Annotated in this window: 11 protein-coding genes, 1 pseudogene and 1 other annotated feature; of the genes and pseudogenes, 10 read left to right on the plus strand and 2 right to left on the minus strand. The window is 39.8% G+C overall.

The features are described from left to right. Positions 1-84 precede the first annotated feature (84 nt). From AC3ISE_RS05100 to AC3ISE_RS05120, 5 genes are all read left to right on the plus strand, one after another. Positions 85-1740, plus strand: a complete 1656-nt coding sequence (locus AC3ISE_RS05100) for a peptide-binding protein (protein WP_489223298.1) — start codon at positions 85-87, stop codon at positions 1738-1740. Positions 1741-1898: 158 nt separating this feature from the next. Further along, entirely contained in the window at positions 1899-2849 is a 951-nt protein-coding gene (locus AC3ISE_RS05105; protein ID WP_489223299.1) for an ABC transporter permease, read from the plus strand. A 14-nt stretch (positions 2850-2863) separates the two neighbouring features. After that, positions 2864-3781, plus strand: coding sequence for an oligopeptide ABC transporter permease (gene opp4C / locus AC3ISE_RS05110; protein ID WP_489223300.1), 918 nt, complete (start codon positions 2864-2866; stop codon positions 3779-3781). Positions 3782-4105: 324 nt separating this feature from the next. Further along, positions 4106-4852, plus strand: coding sequence for a YjbA family protein (locus AC3ISE_RS05115; RefSeq protein ID WP_489223301.1), 747 nt, complete (start codon positions 4106-4108; stop codon positions 4850-4852). A gap of 129 nt (positions 4853-4981) precedes the next feature. Then, complete coding sequence (locus AC3ISE_RS05120; protein WP_489223302.1) at positions 4982-5470, plus strand: STAS domain-containing protein; 489 nt, start codon at positions 4982-4984, stop codon at positions 5468-5470. Positions 5471-5510: 40 nt separating this feature from the next. Here AC3ISE_RS05120 and trpS read toward each other — a convergent pair whose 3' ends face one another. Both trpS and AC3ISE_RS05130 read right to left on the minus strand, forming a co-directional pair. Next, positions 5511-6500 carry a tryptophan--tRNA ligase gene (gene trpS / locus AC3ISE_RS05125; protein WP_489223303.1) on the minus strand — a complete coding sequence of 330 codons (990 nt, stop codon included), beginning with the start codon at positions 6498-6500 and terminating at the stop codon, positions 5511-5513. A 53-nt stretch (positions 6501-6553) separates the two neighbouring features. Then, positions 6554-6762: a binding site (T-box leader), on the minus strand. A gap of 51 nt (positions 6763-6813) precedes the next feature. Continuing rightward, the gene (locus AC3ISE_RS05130; protein ID WP_489223304.1) at positions 6814-7173 is read right to left on the minus strand and encodes a DUF3899 domain-containing protein; all 360 of its coding nucleotides are present in this window, start codon (positions 7171-7173) and stop codon (positions 6814-6816) included. A 416-nt stretch (positions 7174-7589) separates the two neighbouring features. On the opposite strand from AC3ISE_RS05130, the gene AC3ISE_RS05135 reads away from it, so the two are divergent. The 5 genes and pseudogenes from AC3ISE_RS05135 (at position 7590) to AC3ISE_RS05155 (ending at position 13388) form a co-directional block, all read left to right on the plus strand. Beyond that, positions 7590-9287: a peptide ABC transporter substrate-binding protein gene (locus tag AC3ISE_RS05135; RefSeq protein WP_489223305.1), complete on the plus strand. Its 1698-nt coding sequence runs from the start codon at positions 7590-7592 to the stop codon at positions 9285-9287. A gap of 147 nt (positions 9288-9434) precedes the next feature. Further along, positions 9435-10360: pseudogene (opp3b, locus tag AC3ISE_RS05140) on the plus strand (oligopeptide ABC transporter permease). Further along, positions 10360-11382, plus strand: coding sequence for an oligopeptide ABC transporter permease (gene opp3C / locus AC3ISE_RS05145; protein WP_489223306.1), 1023 nt, complete (start codon positions 10360-10362; stop codon positions 11380-11382). The pseudogene opp3b and the gene opp3C overlap by 1 nt, the downstream one beginning before the upstream one ends. A 20-nt stretch (positions 11383-11402) precedes the next feature. After that, positions 11403-12446 (plus strand): ABC transporter ATP-binding protein, encoded by a 1044-nt coding sequence (locus AC3ISE_RS05150; protein ID WP_070879184.1) that lies wholly within the window; start codon positions 11403-11405, stop codon positions 12444-12446. Positions 12447-12449: 3 nt separating this feature from the next. Further along, positions 12450-13388, plus strand: a complete 939-nt coding sequence (locus AC3ISE_RS05155; RefSeq protein ID WP_489224268.1) for an ABC transporter ATP-binding protein — start codon at positions 12450-12452, stop codon at positions 13386-13388. Positions 13389-13500: the final 112 nt, after the last annotated feature.

Raw genomic sequence — 13500 nt, forward strand, 5'->3', positions numbered from 1 at the left:
AGACCTTGAAGGGAGGAGATGGACCAACAATAATATGCATGTTAAGAAAACTAAAAATTCAAATTTTTAAGGGGGAAATACGAAGTGAAACAACGTAAAAGTTTATTAACATTACTTAGCTTATTGTTAGTTTTCTCTTTGTTCTTAGCTGCTTGTAACAGCGGTGCAGGCGAAAAAACACCTGCTTCAGGTTCTGGCGGTAAAGAAGATAAACCGGCTGAAGATGCAGGCGAACCGCAAATGGGCGGAGATTTAGTTGTTGGAACGATTGGCGGACCAACATTGTTTAACCCAATGTATTCAACAGATGCTTCAAGCTCTGATATCGAAGGTTTCATCTTTGACGGTCTTGTAAGCTCTGACACAGAGTTCAACCCGACATTACACTTGGCAGAAGATATCCAAACGTCTGAAGACGGATTAACGTACACAGTTAAAATTAAAGAAGGCGTTAAATTCCACGATGGTGAAGAATTAAATGCTGATGACGTAGTATTTACATACGGCATCCCTAAGAGCCCTGACTATGTAGGTGAGCGCGGTTCTTCTTTTGAATCTTTAGAGTCAGTAACGAAAAAAGGCGACTATGAAGTAGAATTCAAGCTTTCTAAGAAAGATGCTTCTTTCTATCCTGTAGCTCTTAGCTACGGAATCCTTCCTGAGCACATCCTTGGAAAAGTTCCAGTTGGTGAGCTTGGCGAAAACGAATTCAATACAAAATCTCCAATCGGTTCTGGTCCTTTCAAATTTGTTGAGTGGAAAGATGGAGAGTATGTAAAAGTAGAGAAAAACCCTGATTATTTCTTGGGCGAGCCATACTTAGATTCAATCACTTACAAAATCGTTCCTGACCAGGATGCATTATTGGCACAGCTTCAAGCTGGCGATGTTGATTTCACTGAAGTTCCAGGAACTGACATTGAAACTGTAAAAAGCACATTCAGCGGCGTGAAAGTGGAGTCTGGCCTTGGTCTTTCTTACACTTACATCGGCTGGAACCAAAAGAACGACCTATTTAAAGACGTGAAAGTGCGTCAAGCTTTAACAATGGCACTTGACAGAGAATCAATGGTTTCTTCTGTAATGAACGGCGACGGAGAAGTTGCACACGTACCTGAAAGCCCGCTTTCTTTCGCTTACAGCGACGATGTTACAAAGTTCTCTTATGACGCAGAAAAAGCTAAATCTCTATTAAAAGAAGCTGGCTGGGAAGATACTGACGGCGACAAAATCTTAGACAAAGACGGCAAAAAATTCTCATTCTCTTTAAAAACGAACCAAGGCAACAAAATCCGTGAGGACATCGCTGTAGTTGTTCAGCAGCAATTAAAAGAAATCGGCATCGAAGTAAAGCCTGAGATCATTGAATTCTCTGCTTTCATCGAGCAAGTTTCTGCACCAAACTGGGATTTTGATGCAATGATCTTAGGATGGAGCTTGTCTACATTCCCTGATCAATATGACATTTTCCACTCAAGCCAAATTGCTGAAGGCTTAAACATGATTGATTATAAAAACGAAGAAGCAGATAAGTTAATGGAAGAAGCGAAACAAATTCTTGATCAAGATGAGTATGCTGCAAAACACGCTGACATCTACAAAATTATTACTGAAGACCAGCCATACACATTCTTGTACTACCCTAACGTTCACCGCGTAATGCCTGAGAACTTACAAGGCTATGAGTTCAACGCTAAGAGCGAATTCTACAACATCCACAAATGGTGGTTAAAACAGTAATCATTCATTGATTGCTGCAACACTTCAGGGAAACTTGCAGAGGGAAGGGAATACTCCCTTCCCTCATTTTTATGAATTTGAAAATTGAACGAGTCTGCTGAGAATTCTGGACATGTTTTTATTTATAGAAAAATGAGAAGGAAAGGGGAGAACTAGCTGTGCTTACTTATATCATCCGCCGTACGTTAATGGCTATTCCCTTATTATTAGGCATCACCATTATCTCTTTTGCGATCATACGCTTAGCTCCTGGAGATCCTACAACATTATTAATGGATCCATCAATAAGTCCTGCTGATAAAGCGAAGTTTATGGAGAAATACGGATTAAATGATCCTGTACATATCCAGTATTTAAAATGGCTAGGAAGCATGGTTCAGGGTGATTTTGGAACATCATTAATTCGTAAAGGTGTACCTGTAAGTGAAATGATTATGAACCGTTTGCCAAACACACTTCTTTTAATGGTCGTATCTACAGTCCTTGCATTGGCGGTCGCCATTCCGTTTGGAATCATTTCAGCTGCAAGACCATACACAAAAGTTGACTATACCGTTTCTGTCACTTCCTTTTTAGGGCTTGCCACGCCTAACTTCTGGCTCGGTTTAATTTTAATAATGGTATTTTCCGTTCAGCTTAATTGGTTCCCGACAGGAGGGACCTCCACCTTGAATGCCGAATTCAGCATATGGGACAGGATTCACCATCTCATGCTGCCTGCATTTGTGCTGGCCTCAGCCGATATGGCCGGGCTGACCAGGTATTCAAGGTCAAGTATGTTTGACGTTCTTAAACAGGATTACATGAGAACAGCGCGTGCAAAAGGATTCCGTGAATCAAAAGTAATTATCAAACATGGTGTCCGCAACGGGTTAATCCCGATCATTACGATTTTCGGATTAATGATTCCTTCATTCATTGGCGGAGCTGTTGTCGTTGAGAAAATTTTCTCATGGCCTGGCATCGGACTGTTGTTCATCGATTCAGCATTCCAGCGCGATTATCCTGTCATTATGGCTTTAACCGTAATCTCTGCTGTATTTGTAGTTATCGGAAACTTAATTGCAGACATTCTTTATGCAATTTTTGATCCGAGAATTGAGTATTAGGAAGGGGGAGCAAAATGGCACAAACAAACCTATCACCGGAAACTTCTAATCAGCTGGCAGTTCATGGGAATTTAAAAGCGAACCCTGATACGTTAACGAAAATATTTTTCAGGAAATTTTATAAAAATAAGCTGGCCGTCATTGGAGCAATTTTTCTTTTCCTGGTCATTACGGCTGCTATTTTCGCACCTGTCATTGCACCATATTCTCCTGAGAGCCAGGATTTAATGAAAAAATTGGTGCCGCCGGGCGGTGAGAATATTCTCGGAACAGACCGTTTCGGTCGGGATCTGCTTACCCGTTTATTGTATGGCGCTCAAGTCTCTCTTCTGGTTGGATTTGCATCTGTTCTTGGATCAATTACAATCGGAACGATCATTGGAGCAATCGCAGGCTACTTTGGCGGAATCATTGATGCAATTTTAATGCGCTTTGTTGATATTGTCTTATCAATTCCGCAAATTTTCTTGCTGATCACTCTTGTAACTATCTTCAAACCAGGTGTAGACAAGCTTATTATTATCTTTGCTGTCCTTGGATGGACAACAACAGCACGTCTTGTGCGCGGAGAGTTTTTGTCTCTTCGTACACGGGAGTTTGTGTTAGCTTCTAAAACGATCGGAACGAAAAGCTTTAAGATTATTTTCTCGCATATTCTTCCGAATGCGATTGGACCGATCATTGTTTCCGCAACATTATCTGTAGGCGGAGTCATCCTTGCAGAATCAACTTTAAGTTATTTGGGTCTTGGCATTCAGCCTCCTGTAGCAAGCTGGGGCAACATGCTTCAGGATGCACAGAACTTTACCATCCTGCTGACTGCACCATGGTACCCGCTGTTCCCAGGCTTATTGATTCTCTTTACTGTTCTTGCCTTTAACTTTGTTGGAGACGGGCTGCGCGACGCACTCGATCCAAAAGTGAATGAATAAGACATCGTAGTCAAGAATTTATTCTTGGCTATTTTTTATGGGCGGGTGAGTTAGAATGATAATGATAGATTGCGGATTTATACTGATAAAATTAAAATTCCGCCGATAGAATGGCATTTTACATTGATAAAACACAAATTCCCGCCGATAGAATGACAATTCTTACTGATTAATCTCAAAACTTCAAATACGTATAAACAATGCCTAACAGAACGTGTTCAAAAATTGTCGAAAGAAAACATCCATAAAATGAACGAATTGGAATATATTTTCTTCTCCCTGCCTATACTGAAAGACAAAAGCATCGGAAGTGAGGGGTAATAAATGTTGTTTCTTCATGATGTATGGGTGAACTGGTTTGAAGGAGAAGAAAACGGGTACAATGTGTGTCATTTTCATGAATGGAGAAAAGATGACAGTGTTGAGCTTCTGGACCAGGTTCCGCTATTTAAAGTTAACTCGGTCTTATACCATTATATTGAGAATGATTTGTCGGAGCTGCCGCAGGGACTGTTAAAAGATGCCTTCCAAAAAGCATACATTCGCAAAAATCACGAGCGAATTCAGCTTGATTACTGTTTCGTCGTCACAGACGGGCAGGGGATACTGGCAGTCGATACGATCGGCTACAGCATTCCAGTCCGCAAAAGCCGGTTAATTCCGCGCCAGGAACAGCTGGTTTATGAAATGATTAAAGATGTGGAAGCAGAAGAGTATTTGTTTGAAACAGAATCCATGGAAAAGGAATTTCACATCCTGTCGCCAAGTCCGTCACATATGAGCGGTTTGACTAGAAAAGAACGGCAATTAAAGCAGCTGCTTTTCATGGCCCTTGATCAGCTGCAGTCAACAAAAAATGCGGCTGAGGTTAAGTATTGGTACACCGAATGGAATCCAACGATGTATGAATTGATTCAGGATATGAGCTTTGAAGATGTATGGAGAAAGCTTTACGATGAAACGATAAATGGCTGGAGTCCTAAGCATATGACGCTATGTGAACATCTGATAAAAGGACAGCCTTTCTTTGAGAAGCTGTGGGAAATGGAACATGAATCAAAAGTGAACTAGGACAAGCTCAAATAAAAGAAACCAATTCACAGAATATGGTTTCTTTTTTATGGTGAAAAAACGGTATGAATTGAAAATGAATGGTAAAATAGAGCGGTATGCAATTATAAACGATTAGCGAGGGTTCATATGAGCAGCGAAAAAGAACAAATTGAAGAATTACAGGCGGAAATTCTTGAACTTAAAAAGCAATTAGCAGCAAGTGCTGAGATTATTAAGGAAATTTCTGTTCCGATTATCCCGTCCATTATTCCTGATACCATTCTTGTGCCGATTACCGGAAGACTTTCGTCTGAAAGATTTGATCAAATTATCTCTAAAATTTTAGAAGTTTCTCATACAGATGAAATTTCTACTGTTATTGTTGATTTTTCAGCGATCTCAGAAAAAGAAATATGGGAACTCGATTTGTTTGGTTCTTATATTCATAATATGACGTCAGCAATCAGGCTGATGGGCATTCAGATTCTATATGTAGGCTTTGGACCTGCTTTAACCCAGCTCCTTGTCACTTCCGGTCTGACAAACTTTAATGAAATTCAGTCGTTTTTGACATTCAGAACGGCCCTTCAATATTTAATGAGTCAAAAGGGAATGGAGTTTGAACAGCAAATATAAAGAGAGCATCGGATGCGATGCTCTCTTTTTATATGATTCATTATCTTCTTTTTCTGCCAAGACCCATGGCGTTTTCCATTTTTTTAATCATTTTGTTCGCCGCAGCATTTGCTCTTTCTGCACCGCGGTCTAAAATATGATCCAATTCTTCTGACTCGAGTAAAGCATGGTACTTATCTTGAATTGGCTTCAGCACTTCAATCACGGAAGCCGCGGTATCGTTTTTAAAATCACCGTATCCTTTGCCTTCATATTTTTTCTCTAAATCATCAATGGACTCACCAGACAGGATGGAGTAGATAGAGAGCAGATTAGAGACACCTGGTTTGTTTTCTTTATCAAATTTTACGATTCCTTCTGAATCCGTTACTGCGCTCTTGATTTTCTTTTCGATCGTCTTCGGTTCGTCTAATAGAGTAATAAACGATTTTAAATTTGGATCTGATTTGCTCATCTTTTTAAGAGGATCTGCAAGTGACATGACTCTTGCGCCGACTTTTGGAATGCGGACCTCAGGGATTGTAAAGATGTCGTTATACTTTTTGTTAAAGCGCTCTGCCAGATCACGTGTCAGCTCTAAATGCTGCTTTTGATCTTCACCGACAGGAACGATGTCTGTTTTATATAGTAGAATGTCGGCTGCCATTAGTGGCGGATAGGTTAATAACCCCGCAGAAACAGCTTCTTTTCCAGTAGATTTATCCTTAAATTGCGTCATTCTTTCAAGCTCTCCGATATAGGCGACACATTGAAGCATCCATCCTGCCTGGGCATGCGCAGGAACTTCAGACTGAACAAATAATGTTGCTTTTTCAGGATCGATGCCGATCGCAAGGTAAAGGGCTGCAAGACTGCGAATACTTTTGCGCAGCTGAAGACGATCCTGCGGGACGGTGATTGCGTGCTGATCAACGATGCAAAAGTAGCAATCGTAATCATGCTGAAGATCTACAAATTGTTTCATTGCCCCGATATAATTACCGAGTGTAACAGATCCTGTGGGCTGTATGCCCGAAAAAATAGTTTTCATTTTATCACTCCTGTATTGTTTTACATACAAAAAAGCCCATTCGTGTCCTGCTGAACAGGGACGAATGGACCGCGGTGCCACCCTAATTATTTCTAAAAGAAATCACTTAACGTCTTTTAACGCAAGACGAAACGGCTGATCCTACTATTGTTCGGCCAGCTGCTCAAAAGTCCATTCCATAGCTTTCATTGCCTGCATTCCAGCAGCAGCAGGCTCTCTAAAAATGAAGTCACTATGTACTACTCTTTATCATCGCTTCTTAAATAAGTATTTTTTTTCATTATAAAAGCTTATGAGCAGATAATCAACTGCTTTACAGGTAATAGAGCATTAACCCGGCAAGCATAGTGGCGGCAAGGAGCAGGCCTGCTAATAAAAATGGCATGTATTCAATGCTCAGCAGCTCAGAAAACAGCCTCATTTCCTCGACTTCTTCCTTTTCTAAATCTCTGCCTTTTGATTGAAAGGTTCTTCTAAATCCTTGTGTAATTCCATCAAAAAATCCACCTTCCGCTACAAGCAGGAACAGCGAAATGAAGAGCAGAATTCCAGATATGTAAAAAGAAATATTGATATAGTGAAGAAGCGTGATCTCTCCATAGAATAGAAGGGAGAGCATAAAGACTAGAACAAACGACACGGAAAACGTTGATAAAAATAATTTTCGTTTCATAAATACCCTCTTTTTTTAACTAATTATACTAAAAAGTAATCCGTTCAAATAGTAATTTTGTATCGAAATATACGAAAGATATTATAGCACGAAAAGTAAAACTAGTCAGAATCTTTTCATTATGCCCGCAAAATAGTTTATTAACTATTGTTGTATATTGTATACATTTTATATTTTACACACTATTTAAATTCTTTACAAAGACTAAGCATTTGGTATTTCCTGTGTAAATTAACTGAAATATCAGGACAGAATACAGCATAATTTGTAGGTATAAAGAACTATTTTTCGTTAAAAATAGTCTTAATTTTATTGCATTTGTGTAAATTTTATTAAAAAAATGAATGTACAAAAATTCGAAAGCTTGTATAATAGTGTTTGTAAGAATTTTTTAAAAATAAAAGGGAGGGTTATTAATGAAAAAGTCAAAATTTTCATTGCTTTTAGTTCTTTCGCTTGTATTAAGCGTTTTCTTAACGGCTTGTTACGGCGGAGGCAATTCAAGTTCTTCTGACGGAGGAGACAAAGAGAAAGACTCTAAAGAAGAAACAAATGTGGCACAGGAGCTTAAAGTTTTAGAATCATCTGAGATTCCTTCAATGGACTCTGTATTAGCAACTGATACAATCAGCTTAACTCAATTAAACAATACGAATGAAGGTTTATACCGTATTGATGAAAACCAAGAGCCAGTGCCAGCTATGGCTGAAGGCGAGCCTGAAGCTAATGAAGACGGCACAGAATATACGATCAAATTAAAAGAAGATGCAAAATGGTCTAACGGCGAGCCTGTTACTGCTAACGACTTCGTTTTTGCTTGGCAGCGCGCTCTTAACCCTGATACAGGGTCTGAATATGGTCCATACATGATGATGGGTAAAATCAAAAATGCTGAAGCACTTTTCAATGGTGAAGTGAAACCAGAAGAATTAGGTGTTAAAGCTAAAGATGAAAAAACATTGGTTGTTACACTTGATAAACCAATTGCTTTCTTTAAATCATTAATGGCTTTCCCGACTTTCTATCCTCAAAACCAAAAGTTTGTTGAAGAACAAGCTGCAAACTTCGGTAAAAAATCAGAAAATTTAGTGTTCAACGGACCTTTCACGATCCAAGGATGGGAAGGACCAGCTGATACTGAGTGGACTTTAGAGAAAAATGCGGAATACTGGGATGCAAAAAATGTAAGCCTTGATAAAATTACATTCAACGTTTCAAAAGATCCTCAAGCTGCAGCAAATGCATTTGAAGCTGGAGAAGCAGATGTTACTCCTAAACTTTCAACGCCGGCTGTTATCGCTCAATATGAAGGTGATGACCGTTTGTTAAGATGGTTAGAGCCTACAATTTTCTGGCTTAAATTAAACCAGAAGAACGAAGCTCTTGCTAACGTAAACATCCGTAAAGCAATCGCGATGGCATTTAATAAAGAAGATTTAACAAACGAAATCTTAAACAATGGATCTATTCCTGCTAACTATGCTGTACCTAAAGAATTCGTTACAAACCCAGAAACTGGCGAAGACTTCCGCGAAGCTAATGGAGATCTATTAACTTACAACGTAGAAGAAGCTAAAAAGCTTTGGGCTAAAGGCTTAGAAGAAATCGGCCAAAAAGAAGTGAAATTAGTATACCTTGGCGGAGACACTGAGACGTCAAAAACAATCGATTCTTACATGAAAGATCAGCTTCAAAACAATCTTGAAGGTTTAACAATCGATGTACAAAGTGTTCCTTTCAGCGTTCGTTTAGATCGCGACAAAACAATGGATTATGACATCCAGGCTGCTGGCTGGGGTCCTGACTACCTAGATCCGATTTCTTTCTCTGATCTATGGATTACAGATGGCGGAAACAATAAAATGGCATACTCAAATGAAAAGTATGACAAGTTATTAAAAGACGCTCAAACAACTTTAGCTAACGATCCTGCTAAACGTTTCGAAGCTCTGCAAGAAGCTGAGAAAGTTGTATTAGAAGAAGATGCTGGTATCGCACCAATTTACCAACGTGCATCTAACCTATTAATCAACAAAAAAGTTGAAGGATTCACATATCACCTTGTTGGTCCTGAATACAGCTACAAGTGGATTAAAATCACTGACGCTGAGTAATACTTATTTACGAATGCAAGTCGAATGATTATAATCAAAAAGAATAAAAAGAGAGTATATGCTATATACTCTCTTTTTACCTGCTAAAGAATTGTCGAAATATGTAGATGATTCTGAATTTTTCATATAGTTCTAGGAGGTGCACACATGGTTAAATATTTAGGCCAACGTATGATTTACATGCTTATCACACTTATATTAATTGCTTCATTTACATTTTTCCTTATGAAAGTGATCCCCGGTACTCCATTTAAAAACAACAAGCTGTCAGATGCACAGGTAGAGATCATGAAAGAAAAATATGGATTAGATGAGCCTGTACCTGTTCAGTACTTTACCTATATGACAAACCTTGCTAAAGGTGACTTGGGAGTATCTTTCCAATTTAACAACACTCCGGTAACTGAGCTCTTGCTGCTCGTATAGCCCCATCTGCCATCCTCGGATTTCAGGCAATGTTTGTAGGAACGATATTAGGAATATTTCTTGGTATTCTCGGAGCACTGCGTCAGAATACATGGGTGGATTACGGTGCAACATTCTTTGCTGTTATCGGTAAATCCATTCCATCGTTTGTTTTTGCCGGATTAATGCAATATTACATCGGTGTAAAGCTCGGATGGCTTCCGGTTGCCTTCTGGCGCGGACCAGAATACAGCATTTTGCCTACAATAGCTCTTGCTATGTTCCCAATTGCGATTGCTGCACGTTTTATGAGAACAGAAATGATTGATGTTTTAAATTCAGATTACATTACACTAGCAAAAGCCAAAGGCGCAAGCTACTTTGAAATCGCCTTTAAACATGCACTGCGTAATGCTTTAATTCCAGTTGTAACGGTTTTAGGACCGCTTGCTGTTGGACTTATGACCGGATCCCTTGTTATTGAGAAAATTTTCTCCGTACCTGGAATTGGAGAGCAGTTCGTTAAATCAATTACAGTAAACGACTACCCTGTCATCATGGGTACAACCCTTTTATTTGCTTTCCTATTTGTTTTAATTATTCTTGTTGTCGACATTTTATACGGCATCATCGACCCACGAATTCGTTTAGCGGGAGGTAAAAAATAATGGCACAAAAAGAAATCAGCAAAGAATTATTCCAACCCGCTAAGTTAGATTCTGCAAAAAGTGAGGAAATCAATAAGCCGAGTCTGAATTATTGGCAGGATGCTTGGCTGCGGGTTAAGAAAAATAAAGCTGCCGTGTTCAGCATGGTTGTTATTGTTCTGCTAGCACTATTAGCTTTTATCGGTCCTGCTGTCAGCGGATACGATTCAGCCCGCCAAAAAGCAACACATGCAAACTTGCCTCCGCGTATTCAAGGACTTGAAAACATCGAATGGCTTCCTTTTGATGGAACAAGAACTCTTAATAATGGAGAAGAAGTAAAGGTTTATGAGCAAAAACAAATTAAAGAATACTACTGGCTTGGAACAGATAACCTGGGCCGTGATCAGTTTACCCGCATCTGGAAAGGGACACAAATCTCACTATACATCGCATTTTTAGCAGCATTCATCGACATGGTGATCGGTGTTGCTTACGGTGCAATTTCCGGATATTTCGGCGGACGCCTTGACAATGTCATGCAGCGTATCATTGAAGTGCTGATGGGTATACCAAACTTAGTTGTCGTTATCTTAATGATTCTGATATTAAAGCCTGGTATTATTTCAATTACAGTTGCGTTAACAATCACTGGATGGGTTGGAATGGCAAGGGTTGTTCGCGCACAGGTACTTAAAATGAAGAATCAGGAATTTGTTTTGGCATCGAGAACACTTGGTGCAAGTCATGCAAAAATTATCTTTAAGCATATGATTCCTAACTTAGTTGGGGTTATTATCATTAATACAATGTTTACCATCCCGAATGCTATTTTCTTCGAGGCGTTCTTAAGCTTCATCGGACTTGGATTACAGGATCCTCTTGCCTCTCTAGGAACGTTAATTGATGAAGGGTTTAAATCAATGAGAGCATTCCCTTATCAAATGATTTACCCGGCGATCGTAATCAGTGTCATTATGATTGCATTTAACATGATTGCAGACGGACTGCGCGATGCGCTGGATCCTAAGATGAGAGACTAGAAAAAGGCAGGTGACCTAAGATGGAAAAAATATTAGAAGTAAAAGATTTGCATATTTCGTTCCACACGTTTGCAGGAGAAGTACAAGCCATTCGCGGTGTGGACTTTGACTTAAAAAAAGGGGAAACACTGGCGATTGTAGGAGAATCAGGCTCCGGTAAATCTGTTACAACAAAATCCATCATGAGATTATTGCCTGAGAGCAACTCTGAAATCAAACAAGGTGAAATTCTCTTTAATGGAAAGAACTTGGCGGAACTGTCTGATAAACAAATGCAGAAAATCCGCGGTAAAGATATCTCTATGATTTTTCAGGATCCAATGACTTCATTGAATCCGACAATGATTGTTGGAAAGCAAATCATGGAGCCGATCGTAAAGCATCAGAATATGAGCAAAGCACAGGCAAAGGAAAGAGCGATTGACCTATTGCGTCTTGTTGGAATTCCAAAACCTGAGCTGCGCTTCAAGCAATACCCTCATCAGTTCTCCGGCGGTATGAGACAGAGGGTTGTTATTGCCATCGCGCTTGCTTGCAATCCGAAAGTATTAATTGCGGACGAGCCTACTACCGCTCTTGATGTTACGATTCAAGCTCAGATTCTTGAACTGATGAAGGATCTGCAAAAGAAAATTGACACGTCGATCATTTTCATTACACATGATCTTGGAGTAGTAGCAAATGTTGCTGATCGTGTAGCGGTTATGTACGGAGGAAAAATCATTGAAATTGGAACGGTAGATGAGATTTTCTACAATCCGCAGCATCCGTATACTTGGGGCCTTATCAGTTCAATGCCTAGCCTTGATTCGCAAGATCAGGAGCTGTATGCAATACCTGGAACGCCTCCAAATTTATTGCATCCTCCAAAAGGCGATGCTTTTGCACCGCGTAACGAATATGCCATGCAAATTGATTTAGAACAGCAGCCGCCAATGTTCAAAGTTTCGGATACACATTACGCTGCTACATGGCTGCTTCATCCTGATGCACCAAAAGTTGAACCGCCTGCAGCGGTAAAGCTTCGTCAGCGCAAGTTCCCTGAAATGAAGGAGGGAAAGTAAGTGATGGAAAGAGAAAAACTTCTTGAGGTCAAAAATTTAAAACAGCATTTTAATGTAGGAAAAGCAAATGAAGTAAAAGCAGTTGATAATATTTCATTTGATATCTATAAAGGTGAAACCCTTGGACTTGTTGGGGAGTCAGGCTGCGGAAAGTCTACAACCGGCCGTTCAATTATCCGTTTATATGATGCTACAGACGGTGAAGTGAAATTTAATGGCGTAAACGTTCACGGCAAGAAATCAAAAAGCGAGCTGAAAATCTTTAACCGTAAAATGCAGATGATTTTCCAGGATCCATACGCTTCCTTAAACCCGCGCATGAAAGTATCGGACGTTATTGCCGAAGGCATTGATATTCATGGTTTGGCAAAATCAGATAAAGAGCGGATGGAAAGAGTGTACGAGCTTCTTGAAACAGTAGGTCTGAACCGGGAGCATGCTAACCGTTTTCCGCATGAATTCAGCGGCGGACAGCGCCAGCGTATCGGAATCGCGCGTGCACTTGCAGTAGATCCTGACTTCATTATTGCAGATGAGCCAATCTCTGCACTTGATGTGTCGATTCAGGCACAGGTAGTAAACTTAATGAAGAAACTTCAAAAAGAAAAAGGCCTTACGTATCTATTTATTGCCCATGACCTTTCAATGGTAAAATACATCAGCGACCGCATCGGTGTTATGTATTTCGGCAAGCTGGTTGAACTTGCAGATGCAGAAGAGCTATACAACAATCCGATTCATCCTTATACACAAGCATTGCTTTCTGCTATTCCTCTTCCAGATCCTGATTATGAGCGCACTCGTGTCAGAAAGAAATACGACCCGGCCCAGCATCAGTATACAGAAGGAGATGAGCCGCAGTTCCGTGAAGTAAAACCAGGCCATTTCGTTATGTGTTCAGAAGCTGAATACAGGCAGTACAAAACTTTATATGCGAAGTAATGCAAAGTGATCTCATTGACTGAGATCACTTTTTTTATGTGTAAAAAGAATGAGGAATGAAAGCGGAAAGCTGTAGAAAATTGTCAAAATAAGTCCCAATACATGTATGAAC

The organism is Metabacillus sp. KH_069, assembly GCF_057838075.1.

What these genes read in the sequence shown, in the direction of transcription:
- opp4C (WP_489223300.1), top strand. Translation starts at nt 2,864, where the DNA reads ATGGCACAAACAAACCTATCACCGGAAACTTCTAATCAGCTGGCAGTT.
- AC3ISE_RS05115 (WP_489223301.1), top strand. Translation starts at nt 4,106, where the DNA reads ATGTTGTTTCTTCATGATGTATGGGTGAACTGGTTTGAAGGAGAAGAA.
- AC3ISE_RS05120 (WP_489223302.1), top strand. Translation starts at nt 4,982, where the DNA reads ATGAGCAGCGAAAAAGAACAAATTGAAGAATTACAGGCGGAAATTCTT.
- trpS (WP_489223303.1), bottom strand. Translation starts at nt 6,500, where the DNA reads ATGAAAACTATTTTTTCGGGCATACAGCCCACAGGATCTGTTACACTC.
- AC3ISE_RS05130 (WP_489223304.1), bottom strand. Translation starts at nt 7,173, where the DNA reads ATGAAACGAAAATTATTTTTATCAACGTTTTCCGTGTCGTTTGTTCTA.
- AC3ISE_RS05135 (WP_489223305.1), top strand. Translation starts at nt 7,590, where the DNA reads ATGAAAAAGTCAAAATTTTCATTGCTTTTAGTTCTTTCGCTTGTATTA.
- opp3C (WP_489223306.1), top strand. Translation starts at nt 10,360, where the DNA reads ATGGCACAAAAAGAAATCAGCAAAGAATTATTCCAACCCGCTAAGTTA.
- AC3ISE_RS05150 (WP_070879184.1), top strand. Translation starts at nt 11,403, where the DNA reads ATGGAAAAAATATTAGAAGTAAAAGATTTGCATATTTCGTTCCACACG.
- AC3ISE_RS05155 (WP_489224268.1), top strand. Translation starts at nt 12,450, where the DNA reads ATGGAAAGAGAAAAACTTCTTGAGGTCAAAAATTTAAAACAGCATTTT.